The 19,593-nt window shown below is 38.5% G+C and carries 18 protein-coding genes; 13 read left to right on the forward strand and 5 right to left on the reverse strand.

The genetic code is table 11. The annotated features are described in order from the left end of the window. Positions 1–151: 151 nt before the first annotated feature. Positions 152–865 carry a DUF2161 domain-containing phosphodiesterase gene (locus tag ACFPM4_RS16845; RefSeq protein ID WP_382354326.1) on the reverse strand — a complete coding sequence of 238 codons (714 nt, stop codon included), beginning with the start codon at positions 863–865 and terminating at the stop codon, positions 152–154. A 256-nt stretch (positions 866–1,121) separates the two neighbouring features. Here ACFPM4_RS16845 and ACFPM4_RS16850 point away from each other — a divergent pair, with 256 nt between their 5' ends. The 6 genes from ACFPM4_RS16850 (at position 1,122) to ACFPM4_RS16875 (ending at position 6,956) form a co-directional block, all read left to right on the forward strand. Continuing rightward, positions 1,122–1,640, forward strand: a complete 519-nt coding sequence (locus tag ACFPM4_RS16850; RefSeq protein ID WP_382354329.1) for an AraC family transcriptional regulator — start codon at positions 1,122–1,124, stop codon at positions 1,638–1,640. A 341-nt stretch (positions 1,641–1,981) separates the two neighbouring features. Further along, positions 1,982–3,016: an NAD(P)/FAD-dependent oxidoreductase gene (locus ACFPM4_RS16855; protein ID WP_382354332.1), complete on the forward strand. Its 1,035-nt coding sequence runs from the start codon at positions 1,982–1,984 to the stop codon at positions 3,014–3,016. Positions 3,017–3,048: 32 nt separating this feature from the next. Further along, on the forward strand, positions 3,049–4,101 hold the full coding sequence (locus ACFPM4_RS16860) for an iron-siderophore ABC transporter substrate-binding protein (protein WP_382354335.1): 1,053 nt from the start codon (positions 3,049–3,051) through the stop codon (positions 4,099–4,101). Next, a complete protein-coding gene (locus ACFPM4_RS16865; RefSeq protein ID WP_382354338.1) occupies positions 4,091–5,134 on the forward strand; it encodes a FecCD family ABC transporter permease in 1,044 nt (347 codons plus the stop codon). The genes ACFPM4_RS16860 and ACFPM4_RS16865 overlap by 11 nt, the downstream gene beginning before the upstream one ends. Continuing rightward, entirely contained in the window at positions 5,131–6,159 is a 1,029-nt protein-coding gene (locus ACFPM4_RS16870; protein ID WP_382354341.1) for a FecCD family ABC transporter permease, read from the forward strand. The genes ACFPM4_RS16865 and ACFPM4_RS16870 overlap by 4 nt, the downstream gene beginning before the upstream one ends. Further along, complete coding sequence (locus ACFPM4_RS16875; RefSeq protein WP_382354344.1) at positions 6,159–6,956, forward strand: ABC transporter ATP-binding protein; 798 nt, start codon at positions 6,159–6,161, stop codon at positions 6,954–6,956. Before ACFPM4_RS16870 ends, ACFPM4_RS16875 begins: the two co-directional genes overlap by 1 nt. Positions 6,957–7,079: 123 nt before the next feature. On the opposite strand, the gene ACFPM4_RS16880 is transcribed toward ACFPM4_RS16875, so the two are convergent. Continuing rightward, positions 7,080–7,973 carry a hypothetical protein gene (locus tag ACFPM4_RS16880; protein WP_382354347.1) on the reverse strand — a complete coding sequence of 298 codons (894 nt, stop codon included), beginning with the start codon at positions 7,971–7,973 and terminating at the stop codon, positions 7,080–7,082. A gap of 340 nt (positions 7,974–8,313) precedes the next feature. On the opposite strand from ACFPM4_RS16880, the gene ACFPM4_RS16885 reads away from it, so the two are divergent. The 6 genes from ACFPM4_RS16885 to ACFPM4_RS16910 all read left to right on the forward strand — a co-directional run bounded on the left by ACFPM4_RS16885 (position 8,314) and on the right by ACFPM4_RS16910 (position 15,583). After that, entirely contained in the window at positions 8,314–9,036 is a 723-nt protein-coding gene (locus ACFPM4_RS16885) for a GntR family transcriptional regulator (RefSeq protein ID WP_382354350.1), read from the forward strand. Between the two features lie 191 nt (positions 9,037–9,227). Further along, positions 9,228–10,772: a PHP domain-containing protein gene (locus tag ACFPM4_RS16890; RefSeq protein ID WP_382354353.1), complete on the forward strand. Its 1,545-nt coding sequence runs from the start codon at positions 9,228–9,230 to the stop codon at positions 10,770–10,772. A 59-nt stretch (positions 10,773–10,831) separates the two neighbouring features. After that, entirely contained in the window at positions 10,832–12,400 is a 1,569-nt protein-coding gene (locus ACFPM4_RS16895) for a PTS transporter subunit EIIC (protein ID WP_382354356.1), read from the forward strand. A 42-nt stretch (positions 12,401–12,442) separates the two neighbouring features. Further along, on the forward strand, positions 12,443–13,807 hold the full coding sequence (locus ACFPM4_RS16900; protein WP_382354359.1) for a sulfatase family protein: 1,365 nt from the start codon (positions 12,443–12,445) through the stop codon (positions 13,805–13,807). Positions 13,808–13,928: 121 nt separating this feature from the next. Beyond that, positions 13,929–14,651 (forward strand): N-acetylmannosamine-6-phosphate 2-epimerase, encoded by a 723-nt coding sequence (locus ACFPM4_RS16905; protein WP_382354362.1) that lies wholly within the window; start codon positions 13,929–13,931, stop codon positions 14,649–14,651. Positions 14,652–14,980: 329 nt separating this feature from the next. After that, positions 14,981–15,583, forward strand: coding sequence for a transposase (locus ACFPM4_RS16910; protein WP_382354365.1), 603 nt, complete (start codon positions 14,981–14,983; stop codon positions 15,581–15,583). A gap of 55 nt (positions 15,584–15,638) precedes the next feature. Here ACFPM4_RS16910 and ACFPM4_RS16915 read toward each other — a convergent pair whose 3' ends face one another. After that, on the reverse strand, positions 15,639–16,304 hold the full coding sequence (locus ACFPM4_RS16915) for a phosphatase PAP2 family protein (RefSeq protein ID WP_382354368.1): 666 nt from the start codon (positions 16,302–16,304) through the stop codon (positions 15,639–15,641). 412 nt (positions 16,305–16,716) lie between these two features. Between ACFPM4_RS16915 and ACFPM4_RS16920 the strand changes: the two genes are divergently transcribed. Further along, positions 16,717–17,280: a histidine phosphatase family protein gene (locus tag ACFPM4_RS16920; RefSeq protein WP_382354371.1), complete on the forward strand. Its 564-nt coding sequence runs from the start codon at positions 16,717–16,719 to the stop codon at positions 17,278–17,280. Positions 17,281–17,311: 31 nt separating this feature from the next. On the opposite strand, the gene ACFPM4_RS16925 is transcribed toward ACFPM4_RS16920, so the two are convergent. Together ACFPM4_RS16925 and ACFPM4_RS16930 are read right to left on the reverse strand one after the other, a co-directional pair. Beyond that, a complete protein-coding gene (locus tag ACFPM4_RS16925) occupies positions 17,312–17,602 on the reverse strand; it encodes a hypothetical protein (protein WP_382354374.1) in 291 nt (96 codons plus the stop codon). Between the two features lie 541 nt (positions 17,603–18,143). Next, positions 18,144–19,571 carry an alpha/beta fold hydrolase gene (locus ACFPM4_RS16930; RefSeq protein WP_382354377.1) on the reverse strand — a complete coding sequence of 476 codons (1,428 nt, stop codon included), beginning with the start codon at positions 19,569–19,571 and terminating at the stop codon, positions 18,144–18,146. Between the last annotated feature and the right edge of the window lie 22 nt (positions 19,572–19,593).

Raw genomic sequence — 19,593 nt, forward strand, 5'->3', positions numbered from 1 at the left:
TGATTCATCTTAGAACCAGATCCTCGTTTTTTATTCTAATCCGAAAAGTCAAATGGAAAAATTATCTATTCATTCAATTTATTTCAATCTATGCAACGCTAGTGGGCACCAGGGCTGCCAGGCACCAGGACTACCGGGTCCACCACTATTGTCACCGCACCTCACTGTAGTACTTCACAATTTCTGGGTATTCTTGTATTTCTTTTTTGCCTTTTTCGCTGATGATGTATATGCCCCTGCTGGTTCGTTCAAACCATTTATAGTAGTTTTTGTTTAAGATGGAAAGTGTCTTTTCTCCTGTTCCCATTTCTCGAAGTTGCTTTGGGGATAGCGGTCCAAATTGTAGTAAGCAGCATGCAATATGAATACAATTCTCTTTATAAGCAGTCATGATTTTCGTTTGATGGCTGCCACCGATATTGTGTCCCCCTTTACGCCCCTTCAATTCTTTCAACAATGATTCACGCTTCTTCTTACTTTGTTGCATACTTTTCTCCCGATCAAAACGAGAAGGTTGAATTTTCACCTCCATATGAGGCTTCTTGCCGCTGAAAGAAACAATGATTAATCCTAATTCTAGTCTTCTTATTAAATAACAAATGTCCTTCCATTTCTTTGAGAACAAGCTAAATTTCGGTTTCGGAATCGCGATATAAACGAAATCTGATAAGCGCTGTCTTTTTGCGGCTTGTATTAAAAGCTTTATCGTCAATTGAAGTTTCATTTCTACGAGTACTAATTCATCCTCTTTTACGGCCGCGATATCACAGTCATCTACCTCTCCATACACCTCATATCCTTTTTCCAAAAAATATGCTTCAATCGGTTTATACAAATCTACTTCATATAGTTTTTCTATTTTCATATCTACCCCCCCATAAATCGAGGTTCCTGCCCCTTTATCTATTACTCAACTTTAAATCAACGATGTATGTAACTCCACTCCATCATAACACCCCATCTTTCTTATTTTTCATATAGATGAAAAAAGATGACGGGTTTTTTCTATAAAACTTTTGCACGCTTTGAAAAATGGTAAACATTTCTAATTCTAGTACCAAATGGACAAGTAAGGTTGTATAATGGAGCCAAGAACAAAACAATAAGGAGGTTTTTAAAAAATGGTTGCAATAGTGAACACGTATAAACAATCAATGCCTTCTACGCGTTTTATCGGTATGAAGTATGGTGATGAAGATCGAGTGAATGGATCATTTGGTGCAAAGTGGCATGAATGGATTGAAACTGGGCGTTTTGAAAAACTTCCACCTATAACAGAAGATTTTAGGCAAGCATATGAAGATTACGATGCTTCTATCGGTTTAATGCGCTGGAAAGCAGGAGAAAAGTTTGAATATTGGATCGGAATGTTTCTTCCTGAAGGAACTACAGTGCCTGAGGGCTTTGAATCCATTGACTTTCCTGCCTCTAATTTAGGTGTTTGTTGGCTCCAAGGGAAAGAATCCGAATTATTTGGTATTGAAGATACATGCGCTCAAAAGCTTCGAGCTGATGGTTTTGAAGTAGTGACGGATGAAGAAGGTGCATTATGGTTCTTTGAACGCTACGGGAATCCTCGCTTTACTCAACCAGATGAAAACGGCAACAGCATTCTTGATATTTGTCACTTTGTAAAATAATAGGATAAGGGACACCGCTACCTATACTTTGATGTCTATGCAAGTTGATTGTACTTTTAACTAATACTGTTTCTCCCAGCAACCTCTACCTTCAAGGTGATGGTTGACCACCCTTTTGCTTGTGACAGCATAGGGTGGTTTTTTTTCTAGAAAAAAATACTCGCTCTTCCTCCCCTTCATCTATATTAAAAAAGCTTCAATACTAGTTTTCACTTCCCAAGTTCCTTCTAATAAAAAATTTTCAAAATAATCATTGATATTGAGAATCATTATCAGTATAATGGTTTTTGTTGAGAATGATAATCATTGATAATGCATATCGTTATGAAGGGAGGGATTGTATGGAGGTTTTTGATGTAACGATTATTGGCGGTGGACCTGCTGGTTTATATAGTGCTTTTTATAGTGGTTTGCGAAATATGAAAACGAAGATCATCGAGGTGCAACCCGTTCTCGGTGGAAAAGTAAACACGTATCCTGAAAAGGTTATTTGGGATGTTGGTGGCCTGCCTCCATTGCAGGGGCGCCAATTTGTTCAAAATTTAGTGGAGCAAGCAAGTATTTTTTCACCGACGATTTGTTTAAATACGAAAGTGGAACAAATACAGAAGCAGGATAACTTCTTTGTTATTTCAACTGATTGTGGTGAAGTTCATTATTCCAAAACAATCATTTGTGCAGTTGGTGGTGGGATTTTACATCCTCTTAAACTCGAAATCGAAGACAGTGAAAAATATGAAAAGACAAATTTGCATTATACGATTTTAGATATGCAACGCTTCCGCCATAAGACCGTCCTCATTTCTGGTGGCGGTAACAGTGCGATTGATTGGGCAGTTGAACTTTTATCCGTTACAAAGGATGTCATTGTCATTTATCGGAAGGAGCAGTTAACTGCACACGAGGCACAGGTAGAAAAGCTGAAAGAACATGGAGTGCAAATAATGCTCCATGCGGAAATCAAGTCCTTTTTATCAAATGATAGTGACATGATTGAACAAGTAATAATCTCGCAAAATGAAGACATATATGCCATACCGGTCGATGAAGTATTAATAAGTCATGGCTATCAACGTGAAGCATCTTTAACTTTCGCTGATAATATACAACCACTTCGCAAAAATGATTACTATCTCGTGAGCCAAGGTCGATGCATGACTTCCGTTCCCGGTATATTCGGTGCGGGTGATATTATCTCGTACGATGACAAAGTTGGCTTAATCGTCGGCACTTTCCAAGATGCTGTGTTGGCTGTCAATAACGCGAAATTATATATCGATCCAGATGCCAACGAGTATGCGATGGTATCTTCCCATAATGATAAATTCATAGAGAAAAACAATGAACTTTTGAAAAAAGTATATTCCAAGACTTAAAAAAATTCCCAAGCGGAGAGGAAGGGTTACATATGAAAAAACAAAAATCATACATCCTAATGTTAACGCTAGCAATGGTGGCCATTTTTGCATTAGTAGGCTGCTCTAGTGAAGCTTCAAAAGAGGAAGGCGAACAAAATAATTCATCATCTTCCACCGAAACAGATGGTGCATATCCAATTACCATTAAGCATGCTTTAGGCGAGGCAGTGATCGAAAGCAAACCAGAACGAATCGTTACTATTCAATGGGCAAACCATGATGTCGCATTAGCGCTAGGGGTTGTCCCTGTTGGTTTCTCTGCTGCGAACTTTGGTGTACAAGATGATAGTGGATTATTACCGTGGACGAAAGAGAAGTTAGATGAACTAGGTGTAACAAATCCGAACGTCTTCCAAGATACAGATGGCTTAGATTTTGAAGCAATTGCGGATGCAAATCCAGACGTTATTCTTGCTTCGTATTCAGGTATTACAGCAGAGGATTACGAAACATTAACTCAAATTGCACCGGTTGTTGCCTACCCGAATGCACCATGGACAACAACATGGCGCGAGCAGGTCGAGTTCAATGCTACAGGCATGGGCATGAAAGAAGAAGGCGAACAGCTTATTAAAGACATAGAGAAATTAATTGCAGAAAAATTAAGTGCATACCCTCAAATCGTAGGCAAAAAGGTAGTGTGGGTGAATTTTTCAGCGAATGATTTATCTCAATTACACATTTATACACCAATTGATGCACGTGTAGCGTTTCTAGCAGAGTTAGGGATGACGTATCCTGAAAGTGTTACGGAGTTAATTACTGATCCAAATAGTTACTCTTTAAAATTGAGTGCTGAAAATGCAGAAGCATTGATGGATGCTGATTTAATTGTAGGATATGGAGACGATGCACTCCTGGAAACAATTAAAGCTGATTCACTACTTGGGAAAATTCCAGCAATCGAAAGAGGCTCTGTGGCGTTTATTACAAGTGACACACCATTAGTAGCTGCGGGAACTCCAAACCCACTTTCCATTGCATATACAATCGATGAATATTTAGAACTAATCGGTGGAGCGATTGATAAAATTGAAAACTAAAGCCCTCCCCACTGAAAAAAAGCAAGTGGATTTCCATGTACCAAGGCACTTCCCACTAATTTTACTAATAGGAATGATCCTATTAATCATTACCATCATTGCCTCGCTAGCATTAGGTGCGAAAATGGTTAGTTTCCAAGAGTTCATGGATGGTTTGTTTTATCAAAACCTAGATTCCTATGGTGCTAACATCGTTCAAAAAAGAATATCTAGGACGATTTTCAGCTTATGCTGTGGGTTGGCTTTAGCGATTGCGGGTGTACTCATGCAAACTGTAACACGTAACCCTTTAGCAGATCCTAGTATTTTAGGAGTTAATACAGGTGCAGCGCTGTTTGTAGTTAGTGGGATTACATTTTTTCAAATAACGACTGCTGGTCAATATATTTCGCTAGCTTTAATAGGATCTGCAGTAACAGCGGTATTCGTATTTGGCATTGGTTCGATTGGAAATGGTGGGGCTACGCCTATAAAACTAGTCTTAGCAGGAGCTGCAACTACTGCAGCTCTTTCTTCACTCGTAACAGCGATCATGATTCCGAGTGCATATACAATGGACCAATTTAGATTTTGGCAAGTTGGTAGTGTCGGTTCCGGTTCATGGGATTCCATCCTAATCTTCATTCCCTTTTTATTATTTGGCTTAGTGATTGCGTTCATATCAGGGCCAGCTTTAAATGCATTAGCATTAGGGGATGATGTTGCAACTGGACTTGGCGTACGGCCTGGTGTGATACGTGTATTGGCGATTAGTGCAGGAGTTATTTTATGCGGAGTAACGACTGCGTTAGCTGGCCCGATTGGATTTATTGGACTTTTAGCAACACATGCAATGCGCTTAGTCATTGGCCCAGACTTACGCTTTTTAATTCCAATGTCCGCTTTAGCAGGGGCAATCATTTTAACACTTTCGGATGTCTTCGGGAGATTATTAGGCAGTCCTGGAGAATTAGAGGTAGGTATCGTCACAGCGTTTATTGGTGCACCAATCCTCATCTTACTAGCGAAGAAAACGAAGGTGAGGTCATTATGAAAAATCACTCTAACTTCATAATAGATGGTATGCGAAAAAGAAAAAAACGTTGGATTATTATATCCTCTCTATTATTGGTAGTAACTGTTATTCTTTGTTTTGCGATGCTTTTATTAGGAAATACGATTTATCCTGTGGATGTAGTTATCCGTGCATTGATAGGAGACGCAACTGGTGGGGTTCATTTTGCTGTTAATACGATTCGCCTTCCCCGCATGATTACTGGTTTATTTTCTGGATTTGCCTTCGGGGTTGCCGGTTATATTTTTCAAACGATATTACGTAACCCATTAGCAAATCCGAATATTTTAGGTATAACATCGGGATCAAGTGTTGCCGCGGTCTTTTGTATCACGGTTTTACATTCGAGTAATGCGGGTGTATCCATCGCAGCAATCATTGGTGGATTATTGACCGTCATCATCATGTATCTTTTATCTCGTAAACAGGCATTTTCGATTGGACGCTTAATAATCATTGGAATTGGTATGCAGGCGATGTTGAATGCAGGTATTTCCTACTTGATTTTAAAAAGTTCCCAGCAAGATATTGCCGGTGCGCTTCGCTGGTTAAGTGGTAGTTTAAATGGCTCGAAAATGGATGAGGTACTTCCATTAGTTTTATTCGTAGTGATATTGACTCCTCTTATGCTCTTACTTGGTAAACAGTTAAGCATACTCGAATTAGAGGATCAAATGGCAACATCCCTCGGTACTACTCCTGATAAAATTCGAATGATATTAATCGTCAGCTCTGTATTTTTGATTGCGATTGCAACAGCGACAACTGGGCCGATAGCGTTTGTATCGTTTTTAGCGGGGCCAATCGCGAATCGACTCGTTGGTGGTAGTGCGAAAAATATTCTCCCAGCAGGTTTAGTAGGTGCTATTCTCGTGTTATTTGCAGATTTAATAGGACAGTTTGCATTTGAATATCGATTCCCAGTCGGTGTTATTACGGGCATACTCGGAGCACCATATTTAATTTATTTACTGATCCGAATAAACCGAAAAGGAGAATGGTAATGAACAACACATATGATTTTCGTGTGAATGGACTTGTATCTGGTTATGATCATAAGACGATTATTCAAGGAATCGACCTGGAAATACCGAAAAACAAGATAAGTGTCATTATTGGAGCAAACGGTTGTGGGAAATCTACGCTTTTAAAAACAATGGCCAAACTGATGATGCCTATGGAGGGAGATGTTACTCTCGACGGGAAAGCAATCCACAAATATCCTCCAAAGCAGTTGGCACGTATTCTCGGTCTTCTTCCCCAATCTCCAATCGTCCCGGACGGAATTACGGTTGCGGATTTAGTTGGAAGAGGAAGATTTCCACATCAATCTTTATTCGGCGGTTGGACGGAAAAAGATTATGTAGCCGTGGAAGAATCAATGGAGTTTATGAACATTACGGAATTTGCTAACCATGATATTGACGAGCTATCCGGAGGGCAACGGCAGCGCGTCTGGATTGCCATGGCGCTCGCACAACAAACTGATATTTTATTTCTAGATGAACCGACAACCTTTTTAGATATCACCTATCAAATAGAAATATTGGATCTACTAACAAACTTAAACCGTGAATACGGAACAACGATTGTAATGGTCCTACACGATATCAACCTAGCCGCACGCTACGCAGACCATATTTTCGCGGTAAAAGAAGGAAAGCTCATCGCAGAAGGACACCCAACCGTCGTTCTAACTAGCGATCTAGTAAAAACAGTATTCGACTTGAATTGTTTAGTCATCGCGGATCCAATATCACACACCCCGTTAATAATTCCAAAAGGAAGATATCATGGGTAACTGCAATTGTTAGGGTGCCAGGCACCGGGACTATTCCGAATTTTCCCGGTGTTGTTTGGGTGCCTGGCACCCAAACAAAATAAAAAGATTCGGCCACGTATGCTGTGCCGAATCTTTCTTGTTTTATTTTTTTAACACCTTAGCAAATAAATAATAGCCTAAGATTAATAAGACCGCACAGGATGGTAGAATGTATAGCCAGATAGATGTTTCTCCTTTTTCCTCTGATTCCAATACATCTTCTGCTACTTCGTCTACATTTACTTCCATCACTACTTCTTCTTCAGGTGTGCTTATACTCTCATAAAAGTCCATCGTTCCTTGCATCGTATCTCTCGCGTACTCCAAGGAGATTTTCATATCTTGAACAGTAGGATGCCATGTACCTAAACCGTCTTCTACTGTATCTTCATCAAGCGTTAGTACCCATTCTAACAATTCAATTCCATACTCTAATTCTTCAAGATAAGCTGGAATATCTTGAAGGTATTGCAATTGCTCTACTGTTCCTTCAAATTCCGTAAAATGAAGTCCAATTGTACTCGGACTCATAATTAATGCTGCTTCTTCCATAATTCTCGAATAATCATATAATCGAGAAAATGCTGCTTGTTGTTTTTCACCAAAATTATCATTGCCTACATCTAAATACTTACTCCACACTTCAAAACTGATATTCTTTTCACGAATAGCATATTTATGGCTATTTCTTCCTTCGTGGTATTCCTCACTGACATGTCCATGATCGTTACCTGTATATAAATAATCAGTGAAATCATACTCGTCATTTTTAATAGTTTCTAAAATCTTATAAAAATCGTGCGGTTCTCTAGCATCTGGCCATAATGGAATATCCCACAATTCATCGTCTAATGTGTCATATTCAAACATATCGAAATAATGATCATACTCATTTCCTTCCATGTCTACCACACTCTTATATCCATCCGCAAACGCAACGGAATTAGATAATAGTAAAAATAATAATGTAATAATACCTACTAATCTACCCCTCATCCTTACTCCCCCATTTATGTTCTGTTACATCGTGATGTCCCAACCTAACTATTATACTAAAATAACAATATATTGTCTTAGAGGAAGTATTTTGATTTTTATTGTTTGGGTGCCTGGCACCGGAACTATTCGGAATTGTTTCGGAGTTGTGTGGGTGCCTGGCACCGGAACTATTCGGAATTGTTTCGGAGTTGTGTGGGTGCCTGGCACCGGAACTATTCGGAATTGTTTCGGAGTTGTGTGGGTGCCTGGCACCTTTAGTTGCAGCTTATGTTTGGTGTATAATACATTTATAGATGATATGTTAACCAATTTCGAGTTCGACTAGGGAGGGAATGAGTTGGGAACAAAGCCGAAGCGTATTGCTAAATATAAGATGATTGAGAATGATATTTTTAATAAGATTAATAATGGTGATTTTGTAACCGGGCAGTTAATTCCTACAGAGCAAGAACTAGCAGCCGAGTATAATGTTAGTCGTGTTACTGTGAGGCAAGCTACCAATAATTTAGTGGCGAAAGGATATTTAGTCCGAAATCAAGGGAGTGGTACATTTGTCGCTAAGCAGTCTGTTGTTGGCAGGGCGACAAAAGTAAAGAGTTTTTCAGAAGAAATGACTGAGTTAGGAAAAGAAGTAACAACAGACATTCTTGTTTTCAAGGTGATTACCGCATCAGAAAGAATTAGTAAAAAACTCAAAATCAAAGTGGACGCACCAGTATATTATTTTGAACGTCTAAGGAAAGCAGATGGAGAGCCAATGATGTATGAAATTTCTTATATGGATGTTGCGGAGTATCCAGATTTATCGTATGAGAAACTTAAAGGATCAAAATACAAATATGCTGAAGAATATAAAGAAACAACTGTCGATTACTCTCACCATGCTATCATTCCTATCATGCCCACTTCCGAAATTGTCGATTATTTTGGCATCGACCCAGAAATGCCTATATTAAAAGTTATGAATACAACCTACCTATCCAACGGCGCAATATTAGACTACACAGAATTACTTCTAAACACAGAACGCTATCAATACCAAGTAATTAAAGCGAAGTAAACCTAAACAACATGAAGCCTCCTTTCAGGAGATCATGTTGTTTTTTATATTCAATCATATTATCGCGAAAAGATTAATATAATTAATCATAATGTATTAAACATAATTTAAATTTGTTAATACAAATATATTGAAAGTGTATAACAATCTGTCTATAATAAAGTAAAGGCTCTCACAAAAGGGGTGATTATATGAAACTATCTAAATATCAGATTTTATTTACTGATCTTCATTCTAATGTTCATCACGAACATGTCGAAGACTTAGATACTTGGTATCAACAGGCAAAGGAACTTTTGGATTTTTGGGCCATTGCATATTATCCTTATTACATGAGAAAGCACGAGTCCGGTATGCCAGTAGAAGATATATATCCAATGGAAACCGTTTTGGATGATTGGGAAAAAATAAAGAAATTCTTACGTCTTCAAGAAGATGCAAACTTCCCTGTTTTCCTAGGCTATGAATGGCAAGGCGCCTGTTTAGATGGTGACCATAACGTATTCTTTAAAGAAGATGGTGACTTCTATAATCCAAGGAGATACCGTGAATTATGTGAGCTATTACCACCTGATGCAATAGCAATCCCTCATCACCTAGCTTATTCACTTGGGCATCGGGGTAAAAATTGGTCCACTCATGATTGTAAGCGCTCTCCATTCGCGGAAATATATTCATCACATGGTTCTTCAGAAAGTGGTTATACCGATATCCACATGAACCGTCATATACACATGGGACCTAGAACTGGTGGCACTTCTATCATGGATGGGTTAAAAGCTGGACATGAGATTGGAATTATCGCCTCTGGTGACAACCATGTAGTACCTGCTACATTTGGCCATGGATATGCCGCTGTCTTAGCAAAGAATAACAGTAAAGAAGAGATTTGGGATGCATTTATAAAAAGAAGAGTGTATGGAGTTTCTCATAATAAGATTTTACTAAACTATGAAATTAATGGTCATAGTATGGGAGAGTCTTTTGAAACTACAGAAGATGAGTTTACTCACGAAGTACAAGTGGAAGCTGGAGATGCTGTATCGCGCATAGAACTAATCAAGGATGGAATTGTCTATAAAACCTATGTTCATAATGGAAAATGGGAAAACCAGCCTTCTGAGCAAATCGTAACTTTTAAATTCAAAATAGAACACGGATGGGGTCCAGATACACGAATTTTCCCTGATATTACCTCCAAGCTATGGCACGGTAAAATAAAAACAGAAGGTGAAATTGTATCTGTAGAAAAATGTTGGACATCACCTGGACAAAAACTTATATCTTTAACAAACAAAGAATTGGAATATGAACTTACTTCATATAAGTCAACACAAACGGGTAAATGGATGGGGCCATCTCCAGTCTTAACAGAAGGATTTATTGTTGAAATCCGTGCTCCCCTCCACTCTACCGTCGAACTTGAAATTGATGGAAACACATATAAAAAGAAAGTAGCTGAATTACTAGATAATACGGATCTATTTGTATTGTATGAAGAAGCAAAAGCACTGTTAAAAGACCGATTTGGATTTACGGATTATTACCGTAGTGATCCTTTCTATCATAATGCTTACAAAGTAAGGCTATTAAAAGGAACAAGCGAATCTGGCTATAAAGTGAACTGGAAATTTAACTTAAAACAAGAAGAGAAAAAAAGCTTTTATTTTATTAAAGTTACACAACGGGATGGCGCGACTGCGTGGTCCTCTCCAATTTGGATTACTAAAAAGTAAACACAAGAAGTTCCTATAAGTCCTATATAAAAGCATGGATTGTAAAGGGAGGGTTAAGTATGGCGAAAAAGCCTAATAAATGGATGGATTTTGGTCAAAGACTCGGGAAAGCTATTTTGTTACCAATTGCAATTTTACCTGTAGCTGGATTATTTTTAGGAATTTCAGCTGCTCTATCAGGTCAAGCGGTGCTCGAAGCATATCCAATTTTAGATAATACGGTGCTGCAAGCAATATTAAGTATTATGAACGCAGCTGGTAACGGAGTGTTCTCTGCTTTACCACTGATTTTTGCGGTCGGAATTGCTTCTGGTCTTGTAAAAGGAGATAAAGGTACCGCCTCACTTGCTGCAGTTGTTGGTTACTTTGTATTAATCCTGACCATCAATGCCTTATTAAAAGCAACAGGGACAATTGCTCCGGCTGATGCAGACCCCCGTCAATATGGTCAAGGGATGCAATTTGGAGTATTGACCCTTCAAATGGGAGTATTTGGTGGTATTTTGACAGGGATTGTGACAGCCTTTGTGCATAATCGCTTTTATAAAACGAAATTACCAGAATTCCTTGCCTTCTTTGGCGGCTCCCGTTTTGTGCCAATTGTTAATACATTCGTATTTGTTCTTGTAGGGGCACTTATGTATGTAATTTGGCCAATGATTGGTAATGGGATTGCTGCCTTTGGAGAAGTTGCTTCAGGTTTAGGGGTTGTGGGTGCATTTCTATATGGTATCATGCTGCGCACCCTATATTTACTTGGACTTCATCACGTCTTCTACTTACCATTTTGGACAACAGCAGCTGGTGGAGTCATGGAGGTAAATGGCGTCGTCTATGAAGGTTTCCAAACCATCTTCCTAGCCCAACTCTCTGACCCAAATACGACAAAATTCTTTGAAAATCTAGCTCTATTTAATAGTGGTCGATACTTCCATATGATGTTTGGTATGCCAGCCATCGCCTTTGCAATGTATAAAGCAATTCCGAAAGGGCCAAAACGTAAGGCAACGATGGGATTCCTAATTTCCATTGCACTTACATCGTTTATTACAGGGGTAACTGAACCAATTTCATTTGCATTGCTATTCGCATCACCAATTCTCTTTGTAGCAGAAGCTTTACTTTTCGCGTTAGCGTTTGTACTAGCGGCCGTTATGAATATCACGATTGGTTCTACCTTCTCCGCTGGTGTCATTGAGTTTCTACTATTTGGAGTTTTCCAAGGTAATGCGAAAACAGGTTACTTATGGGTAATCCTCTTAGGAATTCCTGTAGCGATTGTCTACTACTTTGTATTCAAAACATTGATATTGAAACTAAATGCGAAAACACCTGGTCGAGATGAGACGATTAATGAAGAAGAAATGAAAATCCAGAGCACATACGAATCTGGTCAAGCCGCTGCGATTATAGCGGCATTAGGTGGAATGGAAAATATTACGGATATCGACAACTGTGCAACTAGATTGCGAGTAAGTGTCGTGAAACCTGACAAAATTGATCCTGATGCATTGAAGGCAACAGGGGCTCTCAATACCGTTGTTCGTGGAAATGCAATTCAAGTTATCTATGGTCCTAAAGTAAATATCATCAAATCAGACATCGATGAGTATATTGAAACTTTATAAATATAGCACCTCAAGAGAAGCGAAAGGATTTGTTATATAAACATGAAAAAGAACATTATTTATATTCATACTCATGATAGCGGCAAAATTCTCAGTCCCTATGGATATGATGTTCCTACGCCAAATCTCCAGGAGTTTGCACAAAATGCAGTCCTCTTCCGGAATGCATTTTGTGCAGCTCCCACCTGCTCACCTAGTCGAGCAGCTCTATTGACTGGTTTGTATCCGCATAGCAACGGAATGTTAGGACTCGCGCAAAGAGGATTTACATTAAATGATTACTCCAAGCATATGGTGCACTTTTTAAAGGAGAATGGTTTTCATACGGTCCTATGCGGTATTCAACATGAGGCTGCTAGTTACCTCGACCATGAAGAAGCTGCACAAATTATTGGATATGACGAGAATATTACAACGGTCAATACAAACTATACAGAGGAAGAATTAGTAGAATGGGATCTACAAAATGCACAAAGGATTAGGGAATGGTTAAAAAATAAAAATACAGACAAACCTTTTTTCTTATCGTATGGTTTGTTTGCTACTCATCGAAAATTCCCGAAAAAAGGTCTTACTGAGATTAATCCGAACTATGTCTCTCCTCCATTCCCAATCCCAGATCTCGAAGAAACACGGGAGGATTATGCAGACTACTTGAATTCAGCGACCTGGTTTGACGCTTCTTTTAAAATCGTAATCGATACACTTAAGGAAACAGGATTATACGATGATTCTATTATTATCTTTACAACAGACCACGGAGTTGCATTCCCATTCAGTAAGTGTAATTTAACGGATAGTGGCATTGCAGTTTCACTTATAATGCGGGTACCTGGCAAATCAACTGCTGGAACAGTTGTTGATAGCTTAGTTTCACAAGTAGATATCTTCCCTACACTGTGTGATTTAATCGGTTTGGAAAAACCAAAACACCTACAAGGGGTCTCATTTGCGGAAGTGTTCACCGATTCAAAATCTGAGGTACGCAAGGAAGTATTTGCTGAAATTAATTTCCATACTTCCTATGAACCAGCTAGAAGTATTAGAACAAAGCGCTACAAATATATACGCTACTTTGACGAGGACTTCTTAAAAATTAACATTTCAAATATTGATGCTTCGAAAACAAAAGACTTCTATTTGGAACATGAACTAAGAGAGAAAGAAAAACCGAAAGAGGCATTATATGACCTTTACTATGATGTGGGAGAACGAAACAATCTAGTAGAAGATCCTGCATACCTACCAATACTGCAGGAAATGCGTGAAACACTAAAAACTTATCAAGAAAAAACCAACGATCCATTATTAACTGGCCATATCGCGATTAAGGAAAATTGGAAAGTGAACACAAAAGAATGTATCCACCCCAGCTCCAAGGATCCAAAAGATTACGTAAATAAGTAAATTCAATGGCTAGCTCCTTCTTCTGTGGAGACCGCTAGCCAATTTTCGCTATTTCAGGTGCCTGGCACTAAATTGTAAACATTAGATTTTGATAGTGTCAGGCACTAGATGAGGTGATTTCATGAAAAAACAAGAGTTATTGGAGTCAATTAAAGGAGGTTTAATCGTATCTTGTCAGGCTAGAAAGCAAGATCCCATCTATATGCCCGGTATTGTCGTCAAAATGGCAGAATCAGCTATTTGGGGTGGTGCAGTGGGGTTAAGAATCAATACCCCAGAAGATATTCAAGCGGTAAGAAAAATAACGGACATACCAATTATTGGGTTATGGAAAATTGATGATGGGAAGAGCCCTGTATTCATCACACCAAATATGAATGCTGTTAGAGAAGTGATTCAAGCAGGTGCAGATATTGTAGCAGTCGATGCTACCAACCGCTTAAATGCCACAGGAGAAAAGGCATATACAATTATAGAATTAATTAAAAAGGAATTTCCAGATATAACAGTACTCGCAGATATTCGTAATGCCGATGAAGCGAAACTAGCATGGAATTGCGGAGCCGATCTAGTAGCACCTACCCTATATAGATTTAATGAACAACCTAAGTCTATCGACAGTCCTGACTTCGAAATGCTAGCAGAAATCATTCATGTTAGTAAAGAATATGGTCCAGTTCTAATGGAAGGGAAAATCAATACACCTGAAGAAGCAATACAAAGCCTTTACCTAGGTGCACATGCTGTTGTCGTAGGTAGTGCTATTACAAGGCCACACATCACGACCCTACGCTTCACTTCAAAAATTAATAAATACGAAAAGAAAATGCCACTGCGTTATTAATTAGCTCCCAAGAATTTTGTGGACGAACCCTAGCACACGAAAGGTGCCTGGCACCGGAACTATTCCGAATTGTTTCGGAGTTGTTTGGGTGCCTGGCACCGGAACTTTTGTTAATTTTCATAATCGTGTCGGTGCCTGGCACTAAAAATGTAATTTTCCCTTAAGAAATTTTCATTTTCTCTATGAATATAGTGAGGAAAATTAGATTTTGGCTATTTGCCACTATAAAAGGTATTGACTATGATAATGAAAACTAATTGTGCCGGTGCCTGGCACCTAGAATATTGGGAATTGTATCAGTGCCTGGCACTCAAAAGAGGAGGGATTTTGTGGCAAGACCTAGAAGGACATGGCATCCAGATGGCTATTATCATGTTGTGATGCGCGGAAATAATAGACAGAAAATCTTTCCTGGAACACGTGATGTGAGGGAATACTATCGGATCTTAACGTATGTATTTGAAAAATATTATTTTGAAATATACGCTTTTTGTATTATGACCAATCACAATCACCTTCTCCTTCGCTCTCATGAAGTACCTCTTGGAAAGCTAATGGCGATTCTCAATAAAAGATATAGTGACTACTTTCGAAAAAAATATAATTATACGGGACAAATCTATGAAAATAGATACTTCTCTAAAGAAATCAATAATCCAATCCGCCAACTAAATGCGAGTGCTTATATACATCGCAATCCTATCGAAACTAAAGTCCCTATTGTAAAAGCAATGGAAGACTACCCGCATAGTTCATATCAATACTACTTCCACAATACGAAACCACCATTCCCTTTCCTCAACCTGCAATACCTACCATCCTTATTGCCACATGAAGCACACAACAATAAAAAAGCCTATACGCAATATTGTATCGATTACGATCCAAAAGAAGACAGCACCAAACATCTAGAACCTTGGATTGTAGATTAAATTGTGCGGGTGCCAGGCACCGAAACTATTGTTAATTGTTTGGGTGCGTGGCACTTCAAATAGAAATTTTCTGAATTGTTCCCGAATTGTTCGGGTGCCTGGCACCGAAAAAGGTGGCACCGAAAATTGCAGTGCAGGATGTGATGATGGCTATTCCGATGAGGTATCCGCCTATGACATCGGTTATGTAGTGGCGGCCAAGCATTATTTGAGCGATGCCGACTAGGATAGGGATGAGAAATAAAGCGTATGTTGTTATTTGGAGTTTACGAGTTTTCATGTAATTATATTGCAAGTAAATAATCCAGAACATAAAGAATAATAGAGATTTAATTCCGTGACCACTTGGATAACTATACGAAATGATGCCTTCGCCCCAGCCCCAAAAATCAATGAAACTAACTTCCTCACCTGGACGGTCACGTTTAATTACAAGTTTTAAAATCAATGTGACAATAACTCCACAACTCATGATGGTAATATAACTAACGATCCATTTTAACTTTTTACCAATCCACAAAATCACAACCGTAGTAAGCGATAATAACGCAAGTATTTCCGTATCAGCTAGTGATGCGATACCAATCATCATTACCTCAACAGTCGGATGTAGATCTCCACTAAATTTTTCATAAATTGAATAATCCATCATATCAAAAGCACCTGTAATTACAATTATCGTATATATACAGGCAATCGTTATCCACAACATTACTTTCATAATTTTTCTCCTTTGTAGTACTTATGTACCTTATCAACCTTACCAGTCTTAATAAAAAAGGTATACATGTAAAAATAATTTTATGCCTATAATATCTTTTTCGACACAATCTGATAAATATTTAAGTTTATGAACATGCCATTCTACACACGAAATACAAATATCCATGTAAAAAAGCTGCACCTCTTATAAAGAGATGCAGCACTTCTAGCACGACAATGGGGCAATTTCCCCATCCTAAACCTATCGGGACAGGGAAACTGCCCCCTCGTCCCTTCCACTTCCTCCTCTATGATATATAAATGTTATGTTGATTAAAGAGAGGTATCCCCTTATATTAAAGTAAATAGTAGATTTATAATGGAATAGGTTCAAGGTGATTTATAATGGAATAGGTTCAAGGTGATTTATAATGAGAATCTCATTAATTAGACACGGAAGATCTATGCTTACAAACAACGAAAAAATGTCCTTATTCGAATATAATAATTGGCTTACAGATTATGATAATGCTGGGGTGCTACAAGAGGTTTCATATCATTCAGAAACGATTGAAATAGTAGAGAAAGCAAATATTTTCATAACGAGTGACCTGAAGAGATCTATTGAATCAGCACTGCTGTTAAATGCCAATGAAAAAATAATCTCAGACCCTTTGTTTAGAGAAACAGGATTGCCTAATGCTTATCCAAAAATAGCAAACTTAAAATTAAGTCCAGCTAGTTGGACTGTAATTTTAAGATGCTTATGGTTGATGGGATATTCAAGTGGTTGTGAATCTCTACGGGATGCAAGAATCAGAGCAAAAAATGCAGCCGAAAGACTAATTAATGTTGCAAAAGAATATGAATATGTAGTTCTAGTAGGCCACGGCTTTTTTAATATGCTTATCGCGAAGGAGTTACAAAAAAAAGGACTAAAAGGAAAGCGAAGAACAGGTTCTCAGCATTGGAAAGTTACTACGTATTCTTACTAATGTAAGATTGCTTTTAAGATTATAGAAAAAGTTACTTCAAACTATTCCCAATTAGCCTGACTCCTATTAAACAAACGAGAATAAGAAACGAACCAAGAAAGTTTTGTATCGTTATCTGCTCTTGTTTTTTTCTTTGTGCCATTAGGCTTGCCAGCATAATAAAGGCCGCAAACAATAGCGTTCCCGCCCCAACAGGTCTGACTAGAAGACGCAAAAGTGGAATCATACTATCCTGAGCATCCAAATAAAAATATAATCCAATAAAAATAACAGCTATTGCTACAAATATTAACGCCATCCACTTAGCTGTTGAAAATTTCATTTACTCTTCACCTCCGAACGATTTGGCCTATCCAACCAAATAAATAATTATTTATTTATCCTTCAGCATGATGATATGTGATGTTACCCATAATTAAAAGCGGCTTAAGTACTAGATAAAGACTCTGCGGGACATGATGGGGTCAGGTCCCTTGTCCCACTTCGTACGCTGATTGTGGGACACTTTCTCTGACCCCGTGTCCCGAGGAATCAATTACAAGTTTTTTGCAAAGTATTAGTATGCCATTCCGATGAAGTATCCACCCATTACGTCGGTTAGGTAGTGACGTCCATGGAAACATTACCAGTCTTAATGAAAAAGGTATACATGTAAAAATAACTTTATACCTATGCCACCGTTTTTTTCGACACAATTTGACGAATATTTAAATACATATGCTCTACAAATATCCATGTAAAAACGCTGCACCTCTTATAAAGAGATGCAGCGCTTTTAGCACAATAATGAAATAATTTCTCCACCCTAGCCCATAACCTATTGGGACAAGGAAGCTGACCCCGTGTCCCTCTGTCCCACTAACCTACTTGGACAAGGAAACGGACCTCGTGTCCCAGCCCATATCTTTTATCCATTCATTCAAATAGGTTAGTTGGGCTTCTATTTCATTGCGTAAAGTATTAGCCCAGTTGCTGTCAATATCAGCTAGTACTGTTTCTGGTAATGTTGATGGAAGTTGTTTGCACAGTTCATAGCGAATTAGCTGGTCGCGTTCGACAACCGCCTGGCGAACGACAGTCATTAAGTCCGTAACATCACATTTAATCTTATATTGAACGGAAACCGTTTCTTTTTGAAACAATAATCCCTTTGTAGAATTCATCGGATGTCGCAGCATTTTCTCTAAGTGGTTCAAACATTCCTGTAAGCTTACCATCGCTTTATCATACTCCACATCGGGGAATAATTCTTTGCATAAGATTTCCCGAGTCGTGATCGGATGAAAAATTAAATATGAGAGAATCTGCTTCGCATGAAGATGGTTCCAGTCCGATGTCACTGGTACAGAATCAATTGCAACATGGAATCCATGAAGAAGTTGGACATGGAGAACAGGTATCCTCTCCATTGCCTTATCCTCTTCAGGCTGAAATACTGCTTGAATATACCGCTGTGTTTCCATTATGGATGAACTCGCACCACTATTCCGTGATGCAAAAAGTCGCACCCATTTCGCCACTAACTCCGGTTGCTCTAAAAAAGGCAGAAAGGAAGCATCCGGTATTGTAATTCGAGTACTATTTTTTAATAAAAAAGAACTCGCATTTAATAAAGCATCTGGACTCGTTACATTCAATGCCCCGCTTAATAGCAGGACTGGACAAGATAACTGTGCAAGTTCCAACAATAATGTAGAATTCGAAGCTAATTTTACCATTTCTGAAAAGAGTTCATCCGAATTACCGAGCAAGACGCGAAAATAGGTGATTAACCCCTTATCATTGGAACTTAAGGTCGTATACCCCTTTAATAACCGTTCGTATGGATGGAGAAAATTGGGATTTCCCGCTTCCATCGTCTCCTTTATGGATGGAAAAACACGCTGAGTTAAATGGTAATGGGTATTATTTGGCTCCATATATGGCAAGGACATGAGCGTAAGTGACTGAACATAATTTGGATACTTGAGGGCAAATTTTACCGCAAAATTGGTTCCATAGCCAAATGCTAGAATATGTACTCTCGTTAGTTTTAAATGATGAATAAGGCCATGTAGATCTTCTCGTAATAAATCCCATGTAATTGGCTCCTCACCAGTGCTACTCTCTCCATGAGCTCGTACATCGTACTGAATAACAGTAAACGACTCCTTTAGAATCTCAGGGAACGGACCCCAACACGAAGAATCTAAGGCGAGTCCATGGATTAGCAAGAGAATATCTTTTTGGTCTCCGCTACTTTCTTCCTTTTTATAAAATAACGTATGATTATTCACTTCTACATGAGGCATATGACCAACGCCTTCCTCTTAG

The sequence above is a fragment of the Lederbergia graminis genome (assembly GCF_042655485.1).
Taxonomy (GTDB): domain Bacteria; phylum Bacillota; class Bacilli; order Bacillales; family Bacillaceae_C; genus Lederbergia; species Lederbergia graminis.